General features: G+C 62.7%; 32 protein-coding genes. 12 read left to right on the forward strand and 20 right to left on the reverse strand.

Annotated elements, in window-relative coordinates; translation table 11 throughout:
* Positions 1-144: 144 nt before the first annotated feature.
* Together IPK79_01080 and IPK79_01085 are read right to left on the reverse strand one after the other, a co-directional pair.
* On the reverse strand, positions 145-339 hold the full coding sequence (locus tag IPK79_01080; GenBank protein ID MBK8189028.1) for a hypothetical protein: 195 nt from the start codon (positions 337-339) through the stop codon (positions 145-147).
* Positions 336-512: a helix-turn-helix transcriptional regulator gene (locus IPK79_01085; GenBank protein MBK8189029.1), complete on the reverse strand. Its 177-nt coding sequence runs from the start codon at positions 510-512 to the stop codon at positions 336-338. The genes IPK79_01080 and IPK79_01085 overlap by 4 nt, the downstream gene beginning before the upstream one ends.
* 294 nt (positions 513-806) lie before the next feature.
* On the opposite strand from IPK79_01085, the gene IPK79_01090 reads away from it, so the two are divergent.
* The 12 genes from IPK79_01090 to IPK79_01145 all read left to right on the forward strand — a co-directional run bounded on the left by IPK79_01090 (position 807) and on the right by IPK79_01145 (position 6,986).
* Positions 807-1,049 carry a hypothetical protein gene (locus tag IPK79_01090; protein MBK8189030.1) on the forward strand — a complete coding sequence of 81 codons (243 nt, stop codon included), beginning with the start codon at positions 807-809 and terminating at the stop codon, positions 1,047-1,049.
* Positions 1,050-1,051: 2 nt separating this feature from the next.
* A complete protein-coding gene (locus IPK79_01095; GenBank protein MBK8189031.1) occupies positions 1,052-1,204 on the forward strand; it encodes a hypothetical protein in 153 nt (50 codons plus the stop codon).
* Positions 1,201-1,896: a pentapeptide repeat-containing protein gene (locus tag IPK79_01100; protein MBK8189032.1), complete on the forward strand. Its 696-nt coding sequence runs from the start codon at positions 1,201-1,203 to the stop codon at positions 1,894-1,896. The genes IPK79_01095 and IPK79_01100 overlap by 4 nt, the downstream gene beginning before the upstream one ends.
* A 176-nt stretch (positions 1,897-2,072) precedes the next feature.
* Positions 2,073-2,837, forward strand: a complete 765-nt coding sequence (locus IPK79_01105; protein MBK8189033.1) for a hypothetical protein — start codon at positions 2,073-2,075, stop codon at positions 2,835-2,837.
* Positions 2,838-2,940: 103 nt separating this feature from the next.
* Positions 2,941-3,630, forward strand: coding sequence for a YqaJ viral recombinase family protein (locus tag IPK79_01110; protein ID MBK8189034.1), 690 nt, complete (start codon positions 2,941-2,943; stop codon positions 3,628-3,630).
* Positions 3,630-3,866, forward strand: a complete 237-nt coding sequence (locus IPK79_01115) for a hypothetical protein (GenBank protein MBK8189035.1) — start codon at positions 3,630-3,632, stop codon at positions 3,864-3,866. The genes IPK79_01110 and IPK79_01115 overlap by 1 nt, the downstream gene beginning before the upstream one ends.
* Positions 3,866-4,642, forward strand: coding sequence for a hypothetical protein (locus IPK79_01120; GenBank protein ID MBK8189036.1), 777 nt, complete (start codon positions 3,866-3,868; stop codon positions 4,640-4,642). Before IPK79_01115 ends, IPK79_01120 begins: the two co-directional genes overlap by 1 nt.
* The gene (locus tag IPK79_01125) at positions 4,639-5,064 is read left to right on the forward strand and encodes a hypothetical protein (GenBank protein MBK8189037.1); all 426 of its coding nucleotides are present in this window, start codon (positions 4,639-4,641) and stop codon (positions 5,062-5,064) included. The genes IPK79_01120 and IPK79_01125 overlap by 4 nt, the downstream gene beginning before the upstream one ends.
* Positions 5,061-5,570: a hypothetical protein gene (locus IPK79_01130; GenBank protein ID MBK8189038.1), complete on the forward strand. Its 510-nt coding sequence runs from the start codon at positions 5,061-5,063 to the stop codon at positions 5,568-5,570. Before IPK79_01125 ends, IPK79_01130 begins: the two co-directional genes overlap by 4 nt.
* A 184-nt stretch (positions 5,571-5,754) precedes the next feature.
* Positions 5,755-5,934 (forward strand): hypothetical protein, encoded by a 180-nt coding sequence (locus IPK79_01135; GenBank protein MBK8189039.1) that lies wholly within the window; start codon positions 5,755-5,757, stop codon positions 5,932-5,934.
* A gap of 83 nt (positions 5,935-6,017) precedes the next feature.
* Positions 6,018-6,251 (forward strand): hypothetical protein, encoded by a 234-nt coding sequence (locus IPK79_01140; protein MBK8189040.1) that lies wholly within the window; start codon positions 6,018-6,020, stop codon positions 6,249-6,251.
* Between the two features lie 36 nt (positions 6,252-6,287).
* Positions 6,288-6,986: a hypothetical protein gene (locus IPK79_01145; protein MBK8189041.1), complete on the forward strand. Its 699-nt coding sequence runs from the start codon at positions 6,288-6,290 to the stop codon at positions 6,984-6,986.
* A gap of 33 nt (positions 6,987-7,019) precedes the next feature.
* Here IPK79_01145 and IPK79_01150 read toward each other — a convergent pair whose 3' ends face one another.
* The 18 genes from IPK79_01150 to IPK79_01235 form a co-directional block, all read right to left on the reverse strand.
* The gene (locus IPK79_01150) at positions 7,020-7,493 is read right to left on the reverse strand and encodes a DUF1353 domain-containing protein (protein ID MBK8189042.1); all 474 of its coding nucleotides are present in this window, start codon (positions 7,491-7,493) and stop codon (positions 7,020-7,022) included.
* Positions 7,480-7,662 carry a hypothetical protein gene (locus tag IPK79_01155; GenBank protein MBK8189043.1) on the reverse strand — a complete coding sequence of 61 codons (183 nt, stop codon included), beginning with the start codon at positions 7,660-7,662 and terminating at the stop codon, positions 7,480-7,482. Before IPK79_01155 ends, IPK79_01150 begins: the two co-directional genes overlap by 14 nt.
* Positions 7,659-7,832 (reverse strand): hypothetical protein, encoded by a 174-nt coding sequence (locus IPK79_01160; GenBank protein MBK8189044.1) that lies wholly within the window; start codon positions 7,830-7,832, stop codon positions 7,659-7,661. The genes IPK79_01155 and IPK79_01160 overlap by 4 nt, the downstream gene beginning before the upstream one ends.
* The gene (locus tag IPK79_01165) at positions 7,829-8,539 is read right to left on the reverse strand and encodes a hypothetical protein (protein MBK8189045.1); all 711 of its coding nucleotides are present in this window, start codon (positions 8,537-8,539) and stop codon (positions 7,829-7,831) included. The genes IPK79_01160 and IPK79_01165 overlap by 4 nt, the downstream gene beginning before the upstream one ends.
* 2 nt (positions 8,540-8,541) lie before the next feature.
* The gene (locus IPK79_01170) at positions 8,542-9,141 is read right to left on the reverse strand and encodes a hypothetical protein (protein ID MBK8189046.1); all 600 of its coding nucleotides are present in this window, start codon (positions 9,139-9,141) and stop codon (positions 8,542-8,544) included.
* A gap of 10 nt (positions 9,142-9,151) precedes the next feature.
* A complete protein-coding gene (locus tag IPK79_01175) occupies positions 9,152-9,541 on the reverse strand; it encodes a hypothetical protein (GenBank protein MBK8189047.1) in 390 nt (129 codons plus the stop codon).
* Positions 9,542-9,650: 109 nt separating this feature from the next.
* Positions 9,651-10,715 carry a hypothetical protein gene (locus tag IPK79_01180; protein MBK8189048.1) on the reverse strand — a complete coding sequence of 355 codons (1,065 nt, stop codon included), beginning with the start codon at positions 10,713-10,715 and terminating at the stop codon, positions 9,651-9,653.
* Positions 10,715-11,017, reverse strand: coding sequence for a hypothetical protein (locus tag IPK79_01185; protein ID MBK8189049.1), 303 nt, complete (start codon positions 11,015-11,017; stop codon positions 10,715-10,717). The genes IPK79_01180 and IPK79_01185 overlap by 1 nt, the downstream gene beginning before the upstream one ends.
* Positions 11,017-12,273 (reverse strand): endo-1,4-beta-xylanase, encoded by a 1,257-nt coding sequence (locus IPK79_01190; GenBank protein ID MBK8189050.1) that lies wholly within the window; start codon positions 12,271-12,273, stop codon positions 11,017-11,019. The genes IPK79_01185 and IPK79_01190 overlap by 1 nt, the downstream gene beginning before the upstream one ends.
* Before the next feature lie 5 nt (positions 12,274-12,278).
* Positions 12,279-14,084 carry a hypothetical protein gene (locus IPK79_01195; GenBank protein MBK8189051.1) on the reverse strand — a complete coding sequence of 602 codons (1,806 nt, stop codon included), beginning with the start codon at positions 14,082-14,084 and terminating at the stop codon, positions 12,279-12,281.
* 12 nt (positions 14,085-14,096) lie between these two features.
* Complete coding sequence (locus IPK79_01200) at positions 14,097-14,381, reverse strand: hypothetical protein (GenBank protein MBK8189052.1); 285 nt, start codon at positions 14,379-14,381, stop codon at positions 14,097-14,099.
* Positions 14,382-14,385: 4 nt separating this feature from the next.
* The gene (locus tag IPK79_01205) at positions 14,386-16,746 is read right to left on the reverse strand and encodes a hypothetical protein (protein ID MBK8189053.1); all 2,361 of its coding nucleotides are present in this window, start codon (positions 16,744-16,746) and stop codon (positions 14,386-14,388) included.
* Between the two features lie 71 nt (positions 16,747-16,817).
* Entirely contained in the window at positions 16,818-17,372 is a 555-nt protein-coding gene (locus IPK79_01210; GenBank protein ID MBK8189054.1) for a hypothetical protein, read from the reverse strand.
* A gap of 43 nt (positions 17,373-17,415) precedes the next feature.
* A complete protein-coding gene (locus IPK79_01215; GenBank protein MBK8189055.1) occupies positions 17,416-19,548 on the reverse strand; it encodes a hypothetical protein in 2,133 nt (710 codons plus the stop codon).
* A 145-nt stretch (positions 19,549-19,693) separates the two neighbouring features.
* Complete coding sequence (locus tag IPK79_01220) at positions 19,694-21,613, reverse strand: hypothetical protein (protein MBK8189056.1); 1,920 nt, start codon at positions 21,611-21,613, stop codon at positions 19,694-19,696.
* Positions 21,613-23,649, reverse strand: coding sequence for a hypothetical protein (locus IPK79_01225; protein MBK8189057.1), 2,037 nt, complete (start codon positions 23,647-23,649; stop codon positions 21,613-21,615). Before IPK79_01225 ends, IPK79_01220 begins: the two co-directional genes overlap by 1 nt.
* Positions 23,650-24,198 carry a hypothetical protein gene (locus IPK79_01230; protein ID MBK8189058.1) on the reverse strand — a complete coding sequence of 183 codons (549 nt, stop codon included), beginning with the start codon at positions 24,196-24,198 and terminating at the stop codon, positions 23,650-23,652.
* On the reverse strand, positions 24,198-24,512 hold the full coding sequence (locus IPK79_01235) for a hypothetical protein (protein ID MBK8189059.1): 315 nt from the start codon (positions 24,510-24,512) through the stop codon (positions 24,198-24,200). The genes IPK79_01230 and IPK79_01235 overlap by 1 nt, the downstream gene beginning before the upstream one ends.
* Between the last annotated feature and the right edge of the window lie 168 nt (positions 24,513-24,680).

Genomic DNA, 24,680 nt, shown 5'->3' on the forward strand with positions numbered 1-24,680 from the left:
TCTCCGTGTATGCGGATAAAAAAATCCCCTGCGGCGACCGCTTGCGTCTCTGCAGGAGCAGTTGAGTGGGGAGTAGCCGGCCGAGGGGATCGGCCAACCTTGCCAGCCGAAGCGTCGAGCGGCGGGCAAGCACGTGTCGCGCTCCTAGAGCACGAAAAGGGAAATGTAGAAGATCATGCCGGCGATCGCCGAAGCGGCGCCGACGCAACCGAACCACGCAAGCCGGCTTTCGGCCTTCGCCTTCGGAGTGAGCCCCGGCAGATCAACCCGCACGCCGCGCCAGGACTGCGGAGCGTGCAGCGGAACCTGCGGGTGGTCGTCTGCGAGGTATGGCGTCATGCTGCGTCTCCAGCAGGAATGGCGGGCAGGTCGAAAAAGTCTTCCGGCCGAACATGACCGCCGGTTTCGATGCAAATGCGCTCAATAAGCTTCGGCGACGGCACGGCTTCGCCGCGCTCGATGCGAAGCACTTGACTCCGATGGACCCCAAGCCTTGTTGCGACTTGCGCCATCTTGAGGCCTTCCGCCTCTCGCCACTCTCTGAGTTTCATGGGCCAATTGTTGCGCCACACACAACATCAAGTCAAGCCCCTTTCTCCGTTGTGAGCAGCGCAACAATTTTTTCGTCAATCGCCGATTCTCGGTTGACAGATTGTTGTGTGTGGCGCAACATCACTCCCATCAGCGTTATCCATCGCTGACCCGGCGCAACGCCGGCAACTGCCCTGGCGCGGCTGATCTTCAGCTTCGCCGGGGCGCTTTTCGGGAGTGGTGGGCATGGGCATCGAAATCGCAATTGGTTTGGCATGGCTCGGCATCGTCGGCTGTGCGCTGAGCTTCTTCCGGGGCGTCGGGCGATGAGCGCATTCACCCCCGATTTCGCCCGCGAATGTCGCCAGTTGTGGGATCACCCGTGGTCGATCGCCTACGCGGTGCAGATGGTTGGCGACAACATGGCCCACGATTTCGAATGGCTATGGTTTGCCGGCTGCGGATCAGATCAAGGCGACTGGTTTACCGCCTATGTCCACCCGGAAGCGGAGTGCTGACCATGACCGCGCAAGAGCACGTGCGCGTCGCCGTCGCGCAGCACCGTTGGTCCGATCTGTCGGATTGGGCTGCGGCGCTCGCTGAGCTGACGCAGCTTTCCGACGCCGAGATCGAGGCGATCGCCACTGATGCGCAGAAAGGGTTAGCGGCATGACCATCACATCAGCAGACTTGCCGGCCATTCTTGCGGCGCATGGAAAGTGGCGCCGCGGAGAAGCGGGCGGTGCCGTGGCGGACCTGAGCGAGGCGGACCTGAGCGGGGCGGACCTGACCGGGGCGTACCTGAGCGAGGCGGACCTGCGCAGGGCGGACCTGACCGGGGCGAACCTGAGCGAGGCGGACCTGCGCAGGGCGGACCTGACCGGGGCGTACCTGAGCGAGGCGGACCTGAGCGGGGCGGACCTGACCGGGGCGTACCTGAGCGAGGCGGACCTGCGCAGGGCGGACCTGACCGGGGCGAACCTGAGCGAGGCGGACCTGCGCAGGGCGGACCTGACCGGGGCGGACCTGACCGGGGCGAACCTGCCTGCGTTCCAAGTCCCTCAAGAAGGCTCTTTGATTGTCTGGAAAGCCATCTGCGGCGGGATCGCAAAGTTGGAAGTCCCGGCCGGCGCCAAGCGCACAGCATGCTTGATTAACCGGAAATGCCGCGCCGAGTTCGTGCGGACGCTGGAGCTTGTCATCGCCGGCCAGCCGGAAGCGACTTCGGCGCCCGGCCGTAACGACGAAAAGACGGCATACACCATCGGCGAGATCACGCGGCCGGATAGCTACGACGACGATATCCGCGTCGATTGCACGCACGGGATTCATTTCTTTTTAACCAAGGACGAGGCGGAGAAGTAGTGACCATAAAAATCGTTCGCCTCGACGACGGCCACAACGAGACCAGCCTGACAACGCGCCAGGTCAACGTGCCCGAGATCGGCCGGTGCGTGCAGATCGAGGGCGGGTCGTTCTCGATCATCTTGACCGCCGCGCAGGCTCAAGAGCTCGCGATCACGCTTCTGAGGAGTGTCGACATGACAAAACTGGAGTTATCGTTCGTCAAAAACTTCGAAGCAGATGTCCATCTGCAGTACCAGCAGATGGGTTCGAAGTTGAGGAACACCGTTCGTACCAAAAACAACGTCACCGGGTCAAGCGTGGAATTTTTACGGCTGAATAGCGGCGGGATGGCCGTTGAATGCGTGATGTCAGACTTCTACGCGGGCGATTGGATTGACCGCATCGATGAATTGAAGACAAACATCAATGAGCAGCAGGTTGTCGCCAAAGCAGGAGCTTTTGCGCTCGGTCGCAAGACGGACGAGCTGATCATCAACCAGTTGGCCACTGCCACCAAGCTCGCCGGTGCCGGTACCGATGGACTGACCAAGGCAAAAGTGCTGGATGCCTTCGAAATCCTCGGCGAGATCGACGTTCCAGACGACGGTCAGCGCTTCGGCGTCGTCGGCTGGAAGCAGTGGAGCGAGCTGCTGAACATCGAGGAGTTTGCCAACTCTGACTATGTCGGCGAGGACGATCTGCCGTGGAAGGGAACCCAGGCGAAGCGTTGGGCAGGTGCTCTCTGGCTGCCGCATTCAGGCCTGCCAAAGACAGGAAACGTCCGCAAGTGTTTCTGGTACCACAAGACTGCGGTTGGCCACGCGATTGGCGCCAAGGTCAAGACCGATATCACCTGGCACGGCGATCGCGCCGCGCATTTCGTCAACAACATGATGAGCCAGGGCGCCTGCCTGATTGATCCGTCGATGGTTGTCATCATGCCGTGCATGGAACCATGATCCGCCGCACATCCTGGCGCATCGGCATTGCCGAGCGGGCGCCTGACGTCGCGACGGCTGCGGGTGCGCTCGGCAGCCTCGTCGCTGGGTTTGTTGTTCTCGCATGGGTGCTGTGATGACCATTACCCACTACCCCGACCTGCTGCAAATCTCGGAAGAATGGTTTGCCGCTCGCTGCGGCATGCTCACAGCATCGGAGATGAAGCACATCATCACGCCCACCGGGACGCCCGCGAAGAACGAGAAGATGCGGGCGCATGCGTACGAGCTCCTGGCGCAACGGCTAACTAAATACGTCGAGCCGGCGTATGTCAGCGACGACATGCTGCGCGGCCACGAAGACGAGATCGATGCGCGGCTGCTGTACTCTCAGAAGTATGCGCCGGTTCAGGAAATGGGATTCATCGTCCGCGACTTCGGCGACTTCAAGATTGGCTATTCGCCCGATGGCATGGTCGGCGATGACGGCTTGATCGAGATCAAGAGCCGGCGCCAGAAGCTGCAGATTGAGACCATTTGCTATGCCGGTGTTCCTCGCGAGCACATGGTGCAACTGCAGACTGGCCTTCTCGTGTCTGGGCGCGAGTGGGTCGATTACGTCAGCTATTCCGGCGGGTTGCCGATGGCCGTTTATCGGGTCGATGCCGACGATGCCATGCAGGCTGCAATCCTGGCAGCGGCCGAGGTGTTCGAAGACTTCATAGTCTCGGCGGACTACACGTTCCGATGCCAAGTGGAGACGCGCCGGTTCCACCCAACCGCGCGCAAGACAGAAACGGAAATGGTGATTTGATGTTCGCTGAGGACAAGACGAAGGAAGACCTCGAAGACTTCTTGCGCCGCCGGGGATACCGACGATGCGACATTCCCGCCTGCAACTGCGGGTCATTTCATGGCGGACATGCTGACGACCGGCTGCGGGAAATCGGCGACTACATCGAAGGCTGCGGCATGTGGCGCGGCACGATCCTAGATAGCATCAGGTTCGTCTTCCGCAATTACGGCATCGACTCCGAGGACGCAAACTAATGGACATGTCGAAATTCGTAATCCCGAAGTCGGATCAGCTAAACGCCGACGATCTGCTTTCTGGCCCGCGCACGATCACGATCACAAAGGTTTCCGGCACGGGCGCTGCGGATCAGCCGGTAGCGGTGCATTTCGAGGGCGACGACGGCAAGCCGTACAAGCCATGCAAGAGCATGCGGCGCGTGATGATCGCCGGCTGGGGCGTCGATGCCGCGCAATACGTCGGCCGGTCGATGACGCTATATTGCGATCCGAAGGTGGTCTTCGGCGGCATGCAAGTTGGCGGAATCAGAGTGAGCCACATGAGCCACCTGTCTGCGCCGCTCAACCTCGCACTCACCGTCACAAAAGCTAAGCGCGCGCCGTATCGCGTGCAGCCGCTTCAAGCATCCTCGGCGCCCCCCCGAGGCAGTGCCCCCGCCGCTGATCTTGACAACGAAAGGAGTGACGATCCGAGCGATGCCGGCAGCGGCGGGGACACTATCAACGCATGGGACGCGGGCGAGGTCGAGAGGACTGAGATATTCCGCATCCCACTGAGCAACACCGATGGCGAGACGCGGTTTTATTCCCAGGTTCCGGCCTGGTGCGAGGCGCTGGCGTATCTGGTCGATACCGGCGACTGGCACGCTGTATGGGAGGCGAACTCGGCAGCGCACGCCAAGATGGTTGCAACGATGAAAAACGCGACGATCCAAGGCCACCTGAAGGCGATCGCCGACCACGTGGACGCCACCCGCCGCGCGGTCGAGTTGGAGAAAGGGCCAGGGGCATGATGGACGAACACGAGCAGTGCAAGATCGACGAGAACGAATTGCAGGAGGATATGGAAGCCATCCGCGCCCGTGCCGCGACGTGGTTGTTGATGGCCCAACGAGCCGAGGCGGCGGAGGCTGAGCGGGACCGGCTGCGCGAGGCGCTGGCGGATGTGCGTGCAGTCTTCGTGAAGCTACACGAACTATGGGACTCCGATCGCGATGTGCACGCTGGCAAACTGGTGATCGCGTGTCTCGATCCGTCGATCCACTACAACCCGCTTGCGGGTAAGGTTGCGGCAGCTATAGCAAAGGACGAGGAGCGCTGCCGCGCTGCGCGCAGTGACGGTGAGTGCATCCATCCGGACTGCCCGCAACTGCTCGACGGTGAGCCGGCACGTTCCGGGCGCTCGTGCCCGCTTCCGTGGGGAGACGACGAATGACCAAGATCAGTGACGCGCGGTTGCGGGAGTTGCGCGAATATTTTGGCGCCGCCGGTGATTGGGTAGCGACAGACACATTGCCGACCACCCATGAAGTTCGGCAGATGCTCAACGAACTCCTCGCCATCCGCGCCGCCCGTGCGCAGTTACCCAGCGACGACATCGACCCTGAAAAGGTCTCTGTATGGTCTCACGCGTACTGGCGGGAGCGGGCGCTGATCGCGGAGAGCATCCGTGCGCCGGAAGGACTGCGGGAGCGGATCGCAGACGGCATTGCAGATGATCGATACGACGAGTCCGTCTCGGCCGGGGCTGTTGCCGACCGCATCCTCGCGCTGCTGCCAGTCATCAAGGATTCCTTGACTACTGCCGGTCCCGTGATGCCGGAGACGCCGAGCGAGCGGGCATTAGATGCAATCTACGCAGCCGGTGAAAACGATTGTGAGACGCTTTACACGATGCTCCGAGACGCCCTGATCGCCGAGCAGAAGGAGCGCGAGGAGTGACAAGCGCGGCATTCATCGATGGAAAGCTCCGAGAGCACAAGCAGGAGTTGTGCGGCGACCAGGAATGCTGTGGCGAGTGCGATGTCACAGCGCATTACGGGTTCTATGGTGGCTACGGCTTAGGCGGCATGGAGTTGTGCATGCGGTGCGGAGCGATTAGCAACTTTACCGAGGATCGCGACCAGTGAACATTGACGAAGCGGAACAGCGTCACGCGGCTATCTGGTTGGCGCCGTGGTGTAACGAGTGCGATCGGCTGTGCTATTCGGACGGACGGACGTGGTGCTGGGAAGACGTTTACGAGCCGTGCGGAGAGTGCGGGCGTAAGTCGGTGAAGTATGTCTTGGCTGAGGAATCGAAATGAACATCGACGAAGCGGCTAAGGCGACGCGGCGGTGGCTATGTGGTTACGAGTACCGCTGTGGGAGAGATGGGATTAGTGGGTGGGTGGTTTACGAGGCGGATGTCGAATCCGACGATGGCGTTCGGTTCCCGTCTAGGGAAGAAGCCCAAGCCGCCTGCGACCGCCTCAACCTCGCCGCCGTGCTGCGGGCGATCCGCGAGCCGAGCGAGGCTATGGTGACTGAAGCAGAGCGGGCGCACGGCCTGTGGGAGGGTTTTGTCGCAGAAGACGGGTGGCGCACCATGATCGACGCCGCGATTAAGGATGTCGAAGGGTGACCAGCGCCGCAAATACCATCGCAAATGGAGGCAGTGATGAGTGACGCTCTGTATGGATTAGGCGGCTTGCGCTTTTGGGGGGAGTCCGAGATTGAGTTGCGCGAAGCGTTCATGGCTAGGTGCGCAGCGGTGGTGCGGCGTACGCTCCTCGGGATTAACCCCGCGTGGCGGATGATCCGGGTAGAAGGGCCGTGCCTCGCCCCACGCAGCCACGTCAGTGCCGCTTACGGCGACGATGACGTGTTCGTCACGAACCACCATGCCGGAGGCGACCATTTGTGTCTGCGCGCAGAGACGACTGACAGCAGTTATTCCTGGGCGAGGAAGATGCTGAACGATGGGAAGGCCAAGATGCCACTGTGTGTCTGGCAGGCCGGCAAATCGTTCCGCCGCGAGACTAACGACGGCGCGTCAGCTGCGAAGCTACGGTTCAACGAATTTTGGCAACTCGAGATGCAGTGCATCTACGCGATCGGCACCAAAGCAGATTATCGGTCGCCATTGATTTCCGCCGTCAGTGCGGAGATCAGCCGGTTTACTGGCCGCCCGATCCGAGTGGTCGAAAGCGAACGGCTCCCGGCCTACTCGACCAGCACGCTGGACATCGAGGTCGACGGAAGGGAGATGGCGTCGTGCTCGATCCGCACCGATTTCTCGGATGGCGCGCTAGTGTGCGAGATCGCGATCGGCCTTGACCGTGTGGTCACGTTTGCCGAGGCTATGCAATTGCAGTGAGCCGGCGCCTTCCCAGCTACCGTGATAGCGGAATCACGATGCAAACTCTGCGTCGTGCTTGTCCCATGTGCTCTCGCCGAACCAGCGAACAGCGCGGTACATGACCTCGGCGAGCCAGAGCTGCGCCGCCGCTTTCCATCCGCCCGTGACCCGCTCCGAGGCAAGGCGCCGCATCAGTGCCAGGAACAGCAAGTCCGTGTGCTTGCGGCTGATGCGCTGGCCATTCGACAGAAACGGGCGATGTCGGAACGCATAATCGTGCCCGAGCGAGGCGGCAGAGAACACGCCCCAGCGCGGCACCAGCCAGCCGACGATGCCCGGCCGCGACGCGCCATCCCATCGGGTATGATCGGGGATCATCAGCCGCTCGCTGCGCCACGCGTCATCACCGTCCGTCCGCCATTCCCATGCGATCCACACAGCACGCGCGGTCAACCGGTGCTCGTCATCGCCGGGGATCGGAATGCTGTCGAAGTCGCCTTCGATGCGGACGTTACGAAGTCGCACGGGGTGATCCTCCATAGGCAAGGCCGTGGAAATAGGCCGTGCAGTAAGCGTCATCGGCTTCGGCGTTCATGCCCCATTGCAGGATCGGCTCATACGGCGCGCAGGCGATCCCGTCTTCCCACCCCTTGCGCTCCGACGCATCGACGAGACCAGGCCAGATGGCGATCATTCGCGCGGCTCCCGAATCAGATTGACGGGCTCATTCAACAAACCCTCCCGCCGCAGCGTCTCGACGATCGCGTCGGCCCAGATGTAGTCGACCGGCTCGAGCACATCGCTCGGCTCGTATCCGCCGCGCATCCGGGCGATAACGTCGATAACCCGCTCAGCGCGGTTCATGATGCGTCATCAAGTGCAGCCTGTAGCTGCGCTAGGGCCTTGCGGACGGCAGAGACAAGCGATGCGTACTTCGCGGCGTCGGATGTATCGACCGGCCCGACTTGCGCATCAGCGACCGCCGCGGCAACCCGAGTTGCGGCTCTGATGATCTTCTCGAACGCGTTGGCGTAATCCGCAATCAACTGCGCCCGGTCGAGGCCGTTGACGACGCGGCGGGCGTTGAGATAGTCGCAGCCATTGGCGTTGATGTAGTCGCCGATCTTCTTTCCGGTGAACAGGCCGCGCGCCATGCCGACGGCCATGATCGCGAAGGCCGTCTTCGGGTCTTTGGCGAGATCGGGATTGCCGAGCAGGTCGATGCCGAGAAGTTCCGAGAACAGCGTGTAATTGCGCCTGCCGGTAAGCTGCACGTAGCCGCGGCCGCGATAGAGATAGCCGTCGCCCGGCTGCGTATTGCCGAGCGTGCGGCCGATCGTCGTGTTGTACCCGTACTTGTCGAAGTACGAGCGGTCGCCGCGTTCCTCGATCGGCTCCCATGTGTCGGCGCATTCGTGCTTCGTCGTCGCCAGCAGGTAGGCGACGTTGCGGATATCAGATGGATCATCCGCCTCGATGAACCCGAGAAGCGTTTCGATCCCGTCAACCTGCGACTGGTTGAGTTTGCCGAACGCGTCGCGGTAGCCGGCGAAGAACGTCTTGCGGTCGATGATCACAGGCTACGCTCCTTGGCGTCGATCCTTGCGTCATTGCGCGTCTCGCGGATCGTATCGCCGAGCACCATCGTCTTGAGCTTCGATCCAGACGACGACCCGAAGTAGTATGCCAGCACCATCGCGTAAGCGCCGGCCACCTGCCCAATCAGCAGGTAGATCACATCGCCGTTGTCCTTCGGAGGGATCACGAAGAACAGCGCCCCTAGGACGATGAAGAATCCGACAACGGCCACGGTCGCCAGTACGGCCGGCACGCGGTCCTTAACCTCCACCTCCCGCTTGCGGGCACTATCGCGATCCCCGGCCGCGATCCGCTCTGAGTCGATGCCAAGCTCGGCGATGCGCGTCTTAAATGCGTTGTCTGCCTGCTGCAGCGCGACGTATTGCTCGGGCGTCAGCTGCCCGCTCTGCAACACGCCGGCCAGCTTCTTCTCCTGCTCTGCCGGCGATAGCCCCTGCACCTCGTCGGCCGGGAAGATCGCCTCAAGCAGCGCGGCAACGCCCGCGCCGGCGAGCGGCGTTCCGAAGATACTGGCGACGGTCGGCGCGATCGTCTTGATGGCGGACTTCCAGTCGAAATCGTCAAAGAAACTCATTGCTCTCTCACTACCAGCCAGATTTGAGCTTTATCAACGCGACTATGGCGCCGACCAGAACGGCGACAAGCGTCACGCCTTTGATTATTATATCTCCAATAGCTTTCGCAAACTTTGCGCGGGCATCGTCTGCAATGACATTTATTTCAATTTGCTTAATTCTATCGTCTATGCGCTCAACCAAAGCGCGATCTTTTTCTAGTTTTCGCGCTATCTCTGCTCTGTCCACTTCCTCTCTGCGGATGTGATCGTGAAAATCGCTCGCGAGTTGTTCGATCAACAGCCGCAGCGTTGGCGTGTCGTCTTTATCTCGGTATCGGGGAGCGAACCGCTCAACGCGGCTGTCATCATCGTTCGCCATCTTATCGCCGGCCGGATTTGTGAGGCAGATCACAGTCATAACGAAAATCTCGCATTAGGCTATTCTCAGCCATTATCCGCGCTCCTTGTAAGCGTGGCCTGGTGGTTAGGCGCGCTCGGTGTTTGCCGCACCGGGCGTGCCGTCAGCTTCATCTGTCTGGCGCGCAATAGCTGGCGAGCGGGAGAGCGTTTCCGCCGCTGTAGGTTGTCCCCTCGACGTTGTTGTCGATCAGCCGTAGGTGGTCGTAGAGCTTTAGGAATTGCGCGTTGAGTTCGTTCGCCTCCGCGGTTGTCCAGACTGCTCCCGCGCCGCCGCCGGAAAGTCCGCATCTGCCTTTGGCGGTAAGCTCGCCTTTGTCAGTGATCAGAACGCCGTAACCGAGAAAAGCGTCGTACAACTTGCCGCCGAAAGATGTCAGGCCGAGCGATGATTTCGACGGCCCTCCCTTCTCGAACGGAGGGATGCTAAGCAGCGAGCCATATTCAAAGCGGCCGTCATTGGGGGCGACTGTGCTATCCGTTGACACTGCCGGCCAGCGCGCTGTCTTGCCAAGAATTGCTTTGAGCCCGGCAGCATTGGCGTACCGCACAGCGACGTGGATGACGTGATTAATTACCCCTGCGCCGCGCACTTCATGCGGGCGTATAGACGTCGCCACGCGTGAAATCGACGCCGCCGTGCCAGACGTTCTCGGCGAACCCCATCCTTTCGCGGTGAACGGATTATATTTGAAGCAGGCCAGGGCACGGCCGGTGGTGGCTGTCTGGCGCTCAAAGTGAGTGAACGACCACCAAAATCCGTCCGAATACACCTCGACGTTGCTATCCAAGGCGTTATTTGGAGGGTTCCGCCCCGTGACGTATGTCGGGATTTTCACATCGACGAACTTCCCGGCGGCGTTAAGCAGATTTGCCGAGTCGCCCCCGCCGGCAATCGCCGTGTTGCGGGTGACCCGCACAACCGGATCAGTAGGGCTGGGGTTTATGTAATCGCAACCGAACTTTCCGGCGCCAAAGTTGAATCCGATCTGGTTGCCCGCACCGAGCCAGTCCTGCGTTTTGACGTCCCCTGTTGCAAGCCAGTTCGAATTAGCGCTGACCGGCCGGCGCAGCGCCCCGACACAGATGTTCAGCCACCCGTCATCTTTTGGGTAAATGCAGTCCCCGGCAGGGGCATCTCCTGGTGATGTCCCGAAGCAGCACCCCGTAACCATCAGCCGATCTCCACTTGTGCCGCGCACAGCCAGGCGGGCGCCAAGTCTTCCATGCCGACGGTCTGCCCGATGCTGTGTTGCTGCGGCTGGCCGGTCAGTACCATCTTGCACGGGCACAAGCTTTTGCGCCGGCACCACGCCATGCCCCGCGCAACAACGTCGGCGGCGGGAAAGTCGCCCGCGAACAGCATCATCCCGGCATTCATCAGCAGCGCTGCAGCGCGCTCGCGCTGTGCCTCGCCCGTGTCAACGAGATGCAGTGCGCGGTCGGCGAGTTCTCGGGCGTCGCTAATGTCAATCATCAGACGATCTCTACCCAGATTGGCGACGGCCCCGCCGTTATGGTCAGCACGCCCGCCGTGGTCGAAACCGTGCTCTGCGCGCCGTCACGCAGCGTGCGCCGCACCGTGGCGGGCAGCCCCGAGATGCTAACGCTGGCATTGCCAGCAACCGTCCATGCACACCAGGCGGCTCTGCCGTCAGCCTTGGCCAGCGCGTACAGATAAACGCCGGCTGCTGATCCCAATCGGGTAACGTTGGTCGCGCCGATCAGGAAGTTGCATGCGGTTTGATATGCTGCCCACGACGGTTTCTTGGAGCCGCCGTTGATGCGCGGCGGGTTCCATAGGCCCATGCCACCGGACTCATCGCCCGTGTTCGCCCCGTTGAGCTGGAACTGGTACCACCTGTCAATCCCGAGGTCGGCGTACATCACCGCCATGCGGACAAGAAAGCTGGCCTGATTATCGTCTGTCGTGAGGTTCTTGGCCTTGCCTGTAACCGGATCGATGTTCCCGGCGGGGTCTGTCGTCCAGCCGCTCTCTGTTATCCAGATTTCGCCCTTAAATCCAGCCGCTCGCGTTCGATTGATCGACGCCGGAATGATGTCATCAACGGCGCCCTTCTTGTCGCCTATTTCCGGCGCCGGGGCGGGGTTTCCCTTGCAGTACAGGTGCCACGAAAACACGTCTGAGGCGGCCATGAATGCCGCGTTCGCCATTAGCGCATCCCACCATGGGCCGGAGTTATTGCCGCCTCGCGTGACCGGCGGAACGATCGAGACGCCCGTAACGACCGTCGCTGTCGGATCAGCGGCGCGGATCGCGGCCGAGCAGCCGATTGCCACTTGCGCGTATTGCGCTGCTGTCCAGCCGCGGAAGTCGCATTCGTTGTAGACCTCCCACTCTTTGATCGTCGCCTTGTAGCGGTTGACCGCCGCCGTAACGAAAGCATACAGCGACGGCAAGTCGGCCGGGTTTGGATAGATGTTTCCGCCGACGCTGGTCGATGAAGCCCAGGCCGGCGTTTGCGAGATAACGCCCAGGCAGTTGATGTTGTTGGACTTCAGTGCGGCGACGAGGCTGTCAATCTCCGCCCACTTGTACGCAGCGTTGCGCGTCGGCTCGACGCTGGACCACTGTATGTGCCGCCGGAGATCAATGCGCGGGTGAACGTCAGCGGCGCCCGTGACGGCCGTATTGCCGATGCGCGTGCCGAGGCGGAAGCCCGCATCGGCTGGTAAGGGTGCGCCCGACGTGGCGAAGCAGCAGCCGGCCACGTCGGCTACTCAATCACACGATAGATGTTGCCGTTGCGCCGCACGCACGCCGCTTTGTTTGGCGGCAGTGTGTAGCTGGCGATCGTCCCGCCGGTCGCGTTCTGCAGCGTGCACGGCGCTTCCGGCACGATCGTCACGTTGGCCGCGCGCCAGTTATACAAGGGCAGCCACTGGCAACGCGCGGCGTTAGTCAGCGTGGCGGTGATGACCGTCGTGCCCGTGCCGACGAAGTCGACGAACGGGGCGAGCAGCCCGATCACCTGCGCCGTCGAAACCTTCTCCGTATTCGAGACACGGTCGGCGAGCTCGCGGTGGAGCGGCGACACGAAGACGCGGGTTGCCGTTTCGGTGATGGCGTCGGCATCAGGAGTGCCCGTGGACACGCCCAACAGCGTCCGCACATCGGCCGCCGACAATTGCGACCAGGCGCCAGATCCGGATGCGCGGCCGATCAGGCCGGGCGCGCTGGCGTTGACGAGTTTTGCCAGCGTAACGCTGTTGTCATCGAGGCTGATGGCGCTTGATTGCCATGCCGTACTGCCGAGCTCAACGTTGATACGCGTGACAATATCCGGGCCACTGACCGATCCGGTGTTGATCGGGGTTGACTTGTTAAAGCTTGCCCACATGTTGCCGAGTGTTGCGGAGGTCGCCCCGTCGCCACCGCCGTACTGCAGCCGGATGCGCGTCGTCGCTGTCTTTGCGCCGGCCGGGCACGAAACCTCCGTGCCGAATACCTGACCAGTGCCATTGCTGCCATCGATCATTACCTCGGCGTTTAACGACGTCCAATTCGTGTAGCCGCCGGCGGCGGTAGAATACTGCCATTGAAACTTGCTGCCCGTCGGCGCTGGGGAACCAGCCGACACATAGGCCCCTGCTATGATGGTTGTGCACAGGGTAAGGTCGCGCTGCCATCGGCGATTCTGGCTGGCGACCTCGCCCATTGAGACGGGCACCGTCATATTTGAGGTGGCCGTTGACCACGAAATCTCGTCTGAGTCGGTCGCGGCTGCGTCGGCCGGCGCGAGTTGCGCGCTCGGAACGTAGCCGCTGGAATTGAGGCTTGCGTATCCGTTGACCGCACCCTTGCGGCTGATACGCTCGCACTCGGCATCGATCTCGGCAGCCAGTGCGGATACCGTCACTGATGACCAGTTTCCAGCCGGCGTGTAGGCAATCGACGTGGCGTTGATACCGGCGACCGCATCCGCAACCGCGTCCGTGATGGCCGAGCCGATGTCGGTCGAGTTGACCTTGCTGTCGAGCGCCGTCGTAAGCCCCGTGATTTGGGCGATTTCGTGCCCGTGATCGGAAGCGGCCTTCAGTTCAAGCGCGCCCGTAAGCCCCGTGATGTCGGCAATCGCATAGTCGTCTGCGCCTGGGATGAGATTGCCGTCCTCATCCATCTCGCGGCCGTTGAATGAGTGCGCGAAGGCTTTGCGCCAGGAGTCGCCCCCATACAACACGTCGAAAGCCGCGGCAATGGCGGGAGCGGTCAGCCCGTTTTCGCTGAGAATGGCCTCGACGTCCGTCCCAAGGCGAGTGTTCAGGAGATCCAGCACGAGATCGCCGGTCACCGCCGCCGGCAAGTCCGTCAGCTTGTCGCGGTCAGCCTGGCCGAGCAGATAAAGAGGCGCCAGTTCCGAAAACGCCGTTACGCCGACGGACCCGGGAATCAGCTTGCCGATGACAAGATGGGAGAACTCCGCCGTATCGTCGTCGAACAACGCGATGGGCTCGCGCTCTGACACGTTGGGGTTTGCCGTCGTAACGGCGGCGACCTTGCCGCCCTTTAGCTGTAAAGGCATCTTGCTACTCCGCTAGGAAATTTCGCCGCCGTCGAAAGAGCCGACGCCCGCTGTTGCATCGCCGCCAATTTCGCCGCCATCCAGCGCCCCATATGGCGCCGTTGCATCGCCGCCGATCTCGCCGCCATCCAAGGTGCTGGGTATGTATCCCCCGCCTCCGAACAGCTCTGCCATATCCGCCGCCGACACCGTGTAAAACTCGCCGGACTGGGCGCGAAACAGGAACCCGCCGGATACAAAGTTTGGCGTACCGCCGCTAATCGGGCCGATCATTCTGGGGTCAAGAGGTTCAATCACGGCGCTACCCCACGTTGTTTGCAATGACTTTCGTCGCAGTCGCGATCGGCGACTCGTTGACCCGTTCCGTCAAGTTGCCAACGCACACATTGCCTTCGACCATGAAATGGTCGTTAGCGCCGGCGAGGAAGACGCCATAGGAATGCGTCGGCAAAAGGCCGATTGCCGGCCCGATTGTGTTGCCTGATACCCGGAAGCGCTGCGCGCCCGCGCCGATAGCAACGCCCGCGAAAGCCCCGGCTGCCGACTGGCTGTTGCTCAAAATATGATTGTTCGAGATATCAACGGCGACCGGTCCGGCATTCAGCACGACGCCCTGCTGCCAATTGCCCATTATCCGAGTTGTGCGGGCGATGATCTCGCCACGGAAGTTGGAACCAATGACGAGGCCGTTTCCGGTTAGGCACGATCCCAGCCAAGAGTGCTCCATATAGAAACCCTCGCCGCGGTCCAGGATCACGCCGTTTCCGTAGTTATGGTCGCCCTCAATGTCGTAGACGTAGCACCATATCGGAAACGACGATCCCGTATTGGCGCTGTCGGTCATAAACAGCGCGTTGCCGCCGTTCAGGCAGATCGCCTTATCAACGATCAGAGAATAGGCATAGGAGTCGTAAACGATTGGCGTCGCGAACATGTTGGCGACGAAGCGCCACTTGCATCCGCCATCAGTGATCTGAGATGTGAACGCCGTTGCAGGCGTCGTGCCTGGGATGCCGGATGGTCCGGTGCCGGTTGTAGCGGAAGTGCCGGCGACAGAGCATTGATAGATATTCCCGGCGTTGATCAGAATGGCGCCCTGAGCGTAGGCCGTCCCGATTGTCCACAGTTTGCGGGATCCCCACGGGTAGGGGTACGGGTTGTCGCTGGTCAGGTCGGAAATGATCAGTCGATACGACCGGAACCCCGATGATCCCGTGTATCGGACGCCGGGATTTGCCCCCAGCATTGACCGGACATGCACCCGCGACACCCGGCATTCTGTCGAGCCGAAAACATCTATGCCGTTCCAGCCGCTGAAAATGCGCACATCTTCGACCGAGCACCGGAAACAACCGTTTGTCAACCGGACTGAAAACCCGTTCGTTTTCTTGACGGCTGGCTGAAAATCTATGCCTCTGAGCCCTGAGTATGCGCAGCCGGAAAACGTGATATCGTCGCCATCTGAGAGCGATTGGAAGACGGTGCCGGGGCTGCCTGAAAGAATGATGCGGCTCTTGCCGGTGACGGAAAACGGCTGGATAGAGTACGTTCCAGGGGGAATGCGCAACTCTGCGCCGCCAGGATTGGCCGCAATTGCGGAGAGAATTGCCGCCGTGTTTTCCGTCGCCGTTGCATCCGGGGAAAGCCCGTATTCGCGGACATCGACCGGAGACGCCGATACCGGTTCGCGCCAGAACGGCCGGCCATTCTGGTCTGTTTCAAGCCGTCGGCTGGGCGGCCCGTCGGCGACAGCCGGGCCAGAAAGGTCGATTGCCCCAGGATGAAAGTGCCTGCCAAAGATCGAGGCGCTCGGAATTGCGCTTTCGATTATTCCGCCGGTGACTTTGCCCCAAATCTTTAGCCCGGCCTGCAGCTCGTTCTCGCCAGGGTTGTCCTTTACTGGCAACAACAGGTTGATTGCCTGAGACGGCCCGAAGGTGTCGTCGATCTCCCAGATGCCGACCTGCGGCACGCCGCCGAGGTTCAGGGTCACTGCGGTTTCGCTTGCTGCCGGAGACGGCAATGGATAGACCTGGATACCGTCTACCAGCGTAAACGGCCCCCACTCGCGGATTGACGCCGCCCCCGCCTGCGATGCGAGCTGCGCGGCGGTGGCGGCCAAGTCGCGCGCTTCCTTGGCGATGACGTCGGCGGAAGCGGCAAGGCCAACGGTCGCGTCTGGATCGTAGGCGGTGGTGACGATCGCCGCCGCGGCGGTGTCGAACACCAGCGCGCGCCGCGCGGCTGGCTGCGGCAGCGTCGTGTCTACCGCGCCGGCGGCGGTCGGCGCCAGCCGCAGCGCCCGGCCGACTTCTTCGGCCACTTGCTGCGTCTGCATCTGCTGCGAGTCGAGTTCGTCGTTGACGGTCTTCGCTCGGAATTGCCCAGCTTCTGCGAAGTCCGTCAGGCGGGCATATGGCCGCGTCCGCAAGATAGTGATCGTCTGGCCGTCTGCCGGCGCGGCGGCAAGCGTGATGGTGCCGCCGGAAGTCTGCCGCACGCCTGCCACGGTATAGGCGTCAGCCGCGAGCAGCGTACCGCTCGCATAGACGGAGATGTCGCTCTCCGAGAGAATGGGAAAGGGAAACGCGTACGTGAGGACGGAAGCAGATGCAACGTGCTGAACCCGAGGAGCGACCGCAGAAACTTGGACGTCGGGCATGCCATAGCCACCGGTCTGTGTAGGTGGCTCTCTATATATGCCCTATTTAGTCTGGTGTCACGGGGGTTGGTCTACCTGTTATCGGGGATGCCCAGCGATGCGTTGATGCCGTGCTCCGCTTCGTCAAACGCCTTCCGCAGATAGAACAGGTTTTGCAGCGGAACGAGCTTGCGAAGCCTGTGTGTGTCGCCGGATGAGAACCCGTCGCCCGCAACGCTGCGCGGTATCTCGAACAGCAAATCCTGCGCCGGCTCGAAGGTTGGCCCCAAAACGGCGCCCATCTCGTTACGAGAAGCGAACCGCGATCCTTGCTTTCCGGTGATAGCCGATATGCCGATGTTTCCGCCGGTCATTTTTTCCGCGATGTTGTTGGCGTCGAATAGCCACCCGGTGACGCCGCTGCGATCGATGCCCTCCTGCACCCAGACTGCCGGGTCGTCGCTCACTTCCTGCCCGGCGAGCGTCTGCTTCAGCAAGTAGGTGATCATTCCGAGACCGGTCATGAGCGCGACGCCCGAGAGCGTTTCGGCATCTCTCCGCTGCAGCCCGGCCAGCAGCACGCGCTGGTTTGCCGCCAGCCCAAACGATCGGAATTGCCCGACAACCTTGCCGAGTTCCGTGCTCATCCACAGCGGCTTATCACCAACCCCGGGCGTTACGATTATCTCGTCAACTTCCTTGCGCCAAGGCCGCCCTGTAGACGTTGGCGGCATCGCGATATGTCCACTTCGCGGTGTTCGCCCACCATACGCCGCTGTCTTTCGTGCCGTGCTTCTCGAACTCGCCGGCGATCTTCAGCGCCATGCCTTCGTCGATGCCAAGCCGCGCCAGCCGGGTAATTTCCTTCTGCCCGATCTGCTGGCCCTCGGCGATCTTCGTCACCGCACGCAACGTCCGCGTCTGTGTGATCATGCCGGAGAATTGCTTCGCCGCCGCATTCCACGGGCTCATGAGAGTGGCGACGCCAAACTTGCTTGTTGCCCACGATAGCCCGCGCTCAAGCCCATTCTGCCGGCTGTAGGAATCCATCACGTCATAGAGCGCGGTTGCTCGGCTATCGAGGACCATATCAAGCGCGGTGCCGGCCAGCTTGGTTTCGCCTGCCGACAGCTTGACGGCGCGCAGCCCGTGCGCCAGCGGGACAATGCCATCGCGCATCGTGCGCCAGAGCCCATGCACCATAACCGGGCGCGCAATATCGCTGATCGCCGAAATCGTTATACCGCCGAGCAGCCGCAGATAGTTCAGGTCGCGCGCCATTCGCCCGGCGCGCACCGCCAGTCCGTGCGGATCGTCCGGGATGCGATAGTTCCCGCGCAGCCTGTCGCGCATCGCCGTCAGGTCGGCAAGGTCGCTCTCTTTCCGGTTCCTCAGCCGTAGCCGTTCTGCCTCAGTCGTTGCCGCCTTGATCTTGTCGTTGTATCCGCGGCGCACCTTGTCGAGCGCGTCCGCCATGTCGAGTTGCCCATTGAACCGCGCGGCGATCTCGACGTCCGGCGCCATCGTGCGGGTGTAGATGCGGGCCACCTTATCGATGTCCGACTCTAGCCACGGTTCAATGAGCTTGTCAGGAATGTTGAATGTCCGTTCCTTCAGCGGTCCGCGCTCGATCGTAATTGCCTCGTAGCGGGTGCGGCCCGGGTTACCGGACACCAGCGCATCAGTGATCTGATCGGCGATGTCGCGGAGTTCTGCGTCATCGAGGTTGCCGAGGCTATCCCGCGCGATACTCCGCTCGGCCTTGGCGCGCTGGCTGGCCGACTTCTTGGCCGCTGTGCCAAAGTCGCGAGCACTTGCCGCAGCCCGTTCCGCATCGTCAGCAAGCTTTGCCGCCTGCTGCTCGATCAGCGCCCTGGCCTCGACGTCCTTCGCCTCTCGAGCGGCCTTCATCTTCTCCGCGTCGTCTAGCAGCTGCCCAAGCTTGCCGTCGGCATCTTCCAGGGACCGGCTGAGTTTCGCCGACGTGGCGCCAAGCCGGCGATCCTCGATCTCGATCTCGCGCAGCCGCTTGGGCTCCAGCTTTCTAGCCTTGCCGCCGGTGATCGCCGCCATCGCCTGATCGTTCGTCGCCTTTCCCAGGTCGATGCCCGCCTCGTCGAGCGCCTGGATGACGTCATCGACGGCTTGCATCTCGGCAACCTTGTCCAGGTCCGCCGTGCGATAGACCGGATCGCCGCCGAGGTCGCGCCGCAGCGCTTCCATAAGCGCATCAGGTAGTGGCCGCTCGTCGCCGACGCCGAGGAATCCTGCTTCCCATGCCTTGAAGGTCGCGTCGTCGAGCGTCATCCCGCTCTTGTCGTTGAGCAGGCCGACCTGTTCCTTGCGCGTGCCGATGCGCGCCGTCAACTCGCCGCCTTGATCCTGCAGCCCGCCGTTCTTGCGCAGGAACCCGATGAGCGACTCCGGCGGCTTCGGCAACCCGCGCCCGCTGCGGATGGCGTTCAGCATCTTCGCCATCTCGCCCTGAGTCTCAGGCTTGGCCGTGAACATATCTTTGCGCTTCGACAGCCTGTAGATATGCCGGCCAATGGCCTTGATGTCGTTCTGCCCGCGCTTGATGAAGCCGTCGAGCGCGGCGATCTTCTCTTGAACCTTGACCTCGGCCGCGTCCGGCTTTGCAAACGGCGACTCTTGAGCCTTCGCCGCCTTGGCCGCGTCCTTCAATGACGTCGCTTTCTGTTCCATCGCCCGCACCGCCCGGCTCGCTTGCGCGCCAATATCCGTGCTGGCGCCAGGAACCTCGCCCAGCCAGCGGATCGCCAGATTTTGCAGCTCCTGCACATCCGTTTCCGGCAGCGCCATCCCCTTGCCGTGCCCTCGACGCCGCCCTGCACCCGCAACGGCGACCGGGCTTTCGCCGTCAGTTCGAGAACCCGCGTCTTTGCCGCAGTGTCCATGCCCGTCACGGCAGAACTTGCCGCCTGATCGAGAGCTTCCACAAGCTGCTTCAGCCGGATATTGGACGGAAGCGCCGGGCCTTCGCGAACCATCGCCGCCGCGTCGGGAACCTCGGCTGTTGCCGCCTCGATGACCGCGCGCAAGCATGTGCCTCAGCTTGCTCTTTGGTGCTCCTGGAAGCCGCACCCGACATCTCGTCGGCGAGCCGTTGCTGGCCCAGCCACTGCGTTACAACGTCAAGGAAATCTCCGCGCTGGGCGCTGATCTTCTCGGTGTTGTAAACCCGCGTCAGGTAGCTGATGGCCGTCTTGACATCGACGTCTTTGGGCAGCAGGCCAAGCTCAATCGCCCGTTCCTTCAGCGGATCGAACAACTCGCGACGCATAGCCTGGGCGGCCTTGGTCACCGCCGGCTTCAGATCGTCGCGGATGATGAGTGGATCGCCAGTGTCCCCCTCGCGCATCGCCAGTCCGACAAGTTCGTTGAACCGATCGCGCCCGACGTTCGTGCCGCCAGCCCGCAACTCGCGGTAGGCGTCATCGACAGAGCGCAATCCGGTGTAGAGCTTCCCGTGCCATTGCTTCGCCAATTCCTCGACCGGCGGGCCACCGGTAATGAAGTCCGCATGCTTGGCCCGCGTGATGCCGCTTTGCGAGATCAGCTCCTCGCTGATCTGCCGCGCCGTCACTTCGTCGGATGTCGCCAGCCGCATTACGGGCGTTCCGACGGCTGGCGTTCGCGCCTGCACCCTGGCGATACCTTCAATACCACCGGCAAGCCGCTCTTGCTCCAACGTGGTATCAAGCACCGCCGACGCGCCCACACTGCCGCGTTGAGGCTGTGGCGACGGCGCATCCATGTAGCTGTCCAGCGCGCTTGATAGCCGCGCAATCGTGTTCGCACCCTCAGCCTTCGCGAATGTCCCGATGGCGCCGCCCAGGAGCCCGGATAGTAGCGTCCCTGTCCCGATGGCGACGGCTGACTCCTCGGCCGTGCGCGCCTCCTGCGTGGCCTGGAAAATGGCCTCTGCTGCTGCCGTGCCAGCAAAGCCACCGGCCGCCGTCCGCCCGGCACCAATTGCGATATTTGCTGCCCTTGACGCTTTCCATGCGCCACCGCCGATCGGGATGAGGTTGATCGGGTCGATCAATCCAGCACCAACTTGCGCCGCCACGCCAAGCGCTCCGGCATCGGAGAGCACTTGCCGATCCTCCAGCTCGCGGCGGATGCGCTGCGCCTTGATGGCGAACTCGTCACGGTTGCGGATGGTGGCGAACGCGTCGACGAACGGCGCGAGGTCAGGCGCCTTGACGGCCTCCATGATCGGGTCGAACGTCTCATCGATCGGGAATAGCCCGGGCGTCATCGCCTGCGCCAGGCTGCCGATCGTGTTCTGCTGCCGGAACGCCGCGCCGGCCGTCTCGGAAAATGCCGGCGCCTGCCCGGATAACTGCCGCGCCGTGCTCGCCCGCACGCGGAGGTTTGTCGGCAGATCGGCCGGGCGCTCGAACTCAGTCACGAACATCCGCGCCGCATCTTCCGCCGTAACGGCACCGTTCATCCGGGCCCGCAACGTGCCAAAGTCGCGGCCTACCTCATCGTCTAGGAAGTCCAGCTGCGTGTTGACGTCGCGCCAATCCTTGCCCCGGCCCGTGGCGAACGCCTCAAGCGCCTTCCGTCGTGGCCCGTTCCATTGCAGCAAGCCGAACGAGTTGCCGTTGTCGCCGATCGCGGCCGGGTTCAGCGGCGCGTCGTGCCGAGCCCCGCCGGCCTCATGCGCCGCGTTGGCGGCAATACCGTGCGCGGCGTTCTTCGACCACCCCCGCTGCTCCAGCATTGCGGCCAGGCCCGATGGCGTAAGGGCGCCCGACGCTTGCGGCTTTGGCCGCGCCGAGATGTCAACGCCGGACGGGGAGAACCCGGCGCCGCGCAGCCCTTGGACGACATCGGCCTCCGAAAAGATCGGCATCAGGGAATGCCCGGAATGGGTTGCTGCATCTGCCCCATCTCCTTTTGCCGCTTGGCGTAGGCGTCGGAAATGGCTGTCTGTTGCACCTTCTCAGCGTGCGCCTTGTGATCTGGGGCCCACCGCATGCCCGGCACCTCATTGAGCACGCCGCGCGCGTCCTTCACAATGACGCGGTAAGTCGGCGGCTGCCCCGCCTGTACCTGCCGCGCCGTGATGCCGTCCGAGACCAGTTGCCGGGTCGATCCTTCCGGCATCGGTACGTCTGCGGTCAGTTGCTCTCCGATCCATTTCGCCGCGGCCGGATCGCCGCCGCCGTACATCCGCTCGGGAGGATAGCGCATCCATCTGGTTGTGCCGTCGGCCTTGGTGACCGCCCACGTGCGCTTGACCACCGAAACGGCTTCGGCGCGCGCCGCATCGTCGTCGCCATGCGCGAGGAACGCTTCACGGTATGCAGCTTCGAACTCGGCGCGAACCGGTGCAGAGGCATCTCCCAGACCTTGCGATCCCCGGTCGAGAAAGCCCTGCTCATCGCGCAAGCCGGATCGAGATGTTGCCCACTGCCATGCGGAATTGAGTTGCGACTTCTGCCCGCCGGCCGTCATCTGCGTCTCGCGGAGCTTGCAGATCGGCTCGTTGGCGTTCCGCATCTGATCATCGACGCGCTGCGCCGCTTCCGCTGGCGACATGCCCGCCATCAGGTAATTGCCCGTGAGCCGCGCCGCTCGCACGGTATCGGCTGGCAAGTCTTCGGCGACGCTCGGCGATGCACGCTCTACACGCATGATCGTGTCGGCCGCCCACGCGCGGCGATCCGGCGAGGCGCGCATGGCTCCGTTGAGTTGCCCGGCCAGCGTCGGCGGCAGCACGCCTGTCTTCGCCGCGATCGTCTCGGCGAGCGCTTGCTGTTCGTCGCCTGGCAACTGTGCCGCCTGGGCCCGCCAGAACGTATCGACGGCCTTGCGATCATCCGACGATTTCGGATCAAGAATTACATTGCCGCTCATCGCGCCGGCCACGCGCGCCGCGTCTTCGGCGGATGCCATGGCCGTCTTCTGCTGTGCGTCCCACGCGGTGTAAAGTTCATCGGCAGCGGCGGGCGTCAACCGCCCCTCGGCGCGCAGGTTGGCGATGTCGGTCAGGCCCTTGCTGCCGTCTTTGATGCCGCGCTCGAGGTCCACCGCCGCCCATGCGTTTTCTTGCGCCGTGGCTGCTTTCTCATCGGCGGCTGCTTTGGCAACATCGGCCTCGCGCTGGCGCCGTTCTGCCTCAACGGACCGCTCGGCGTATTCTGCGAGCGTCTGCCGCTTGTCAGGATCAAGGTTGGCAAACCGATCTCCGGCAAGCGCTGTCACTGCAGCGGCCGGGTTTGTCTGGATCAGGCGCCGCGCCGTCAACTCATCAGCGCCGGCACGAAACTTCATCCGCTGCGCTTCAGCCTGGTCGGCTCTGATCACGCCAGCGGCGACCGCGTTCTCAATCTGTGTGTCGGCTTGGCGGGTGATGTCTTCGCGCTCGGCATCGGATCGCGCCATGCCGACGCCGCGCGATAGTACGTCCAGCGTGTTGCCGAGCCTGCCAGATGCTGTCTGCACCAACTGCCGGGTGACATCCGATTGCACGTCTAGAGACACTTTTCGGGCGACGATTGCCATATTCGAGTCAAGCTGTTGCGCAATGCTGTCGTCGCCGGCTTCTTGCCGCCACTTCTTCCGCAGCCCGACGACGCTGGCGCGAAACGTCTTGTCTGCCTGCGTCGGATCTGCGCCCGCGATTGCGTCTCGCGCCGCTTTCTGCACGTCGAGGGTCGCGTTTGCCTCCAGGTATCCGAGCGTCTGGTCTCGATCTAGGCGCTGAAGGTGCTGCTTGATCGTCTCATGTCGGATTGCCGTCTCGGCAACAGTGTCGGCAATCTGGCTCGTGCTCTGAGCGATCTGCCGGCCGGTGATACCGGCGGACGCTACATTGACGAGCGGCGCGACAGCCTGCCCGCCGGCAACGCCTACCTGATAGTCAGCGACGGGAACGCGCGGCATTTACCACTCCCACGGGTCAGACGCCGTAGCGGGCGCCTTCTGGCCCCTGCCACCGGTGTAGCGATCCATCTGCGCATTCCTCCACGCCACCTCGTCTTTATAGCCGTAGACGTCAGATGCCCCCTTGACGAGCGCCGACGTTGCACCGAGGCCGGCGCCGACTTGCGCGCTGGTTGCTTGCGATCGGTATTGATCGGCTTGCGATCGGAGGTTTGACGCCTCCACTTGGCCGCCCTGCAGCACGGTGCGATAATCGACGTTCCCGCGCGCCGCGCTTTCTGCCAGGATCATAAGCGGCGACTGGTCGGTTGGATCTTGGCCGCCGGCTGCCAGCCGGGCGCGCTGTGCCGACAGCACCTCTTTGCTGCGAGCGGCGACGCGATCGGCTTCGGCTTTAGACTTTGCCTCCGCCCATTGCGCCTGCCTCTGCGCTACCTTGGCGTTGTAGTCGGCTGCCTCCGATTGCTGTACACCGGAATAGATCGCGCCGCCGGCCGCAATGGCCGAGCTTGCCGCAATCGCGATAGGGATTACCGCCGCCGCTGCCATTATGACGCCCTCTCGTACCGAATATGCACGCGCCCGACATCGACCGGCACGAACCCGAGCCGCACCGCCCAGCGATGTGCTTCAAGATGCCCCACGGCAACGAAAGCCTCAATCGCCGGCCATTCGCGATCACGCGAGACACCCCGCAAAAACTGCCAGACGCCGCGATGAATCGTTACCCAATACCGGCACGAATGCCGGGCGAGGAACGCCCAAGCCATGCCCTTGCCGCCGTTCTCCGAGACGCCGATGCACGCAACCGGGTCGGTGTCGTTGACAAGCACGGTGTAGGCGTAAGGCCCGCCGCCGCGCACGCTGCCGCCGCTTCGTCGATCCCGCCGAGCACGGCAAACGCTTCGGCCTCGTGCTCGCGCGCATCCATGCGCTCAAGGTGCCACGGCTCAAACGGGACGATCCGCGCGGTCATGTTGCTGTTCCGTTCGCTGCAACTTTCGCAACTTTCGCAACTTTCGCATGGGCGG

It is taken from the genome of Vampirovibrionales bacterium, from assembly GCA_016712355.1.
GTDB lineage: Bacteria > Cyanobacteriota > Vampirovibrionia > Vampirovibrionales > Vampirovibrionaceae > JADJRF01.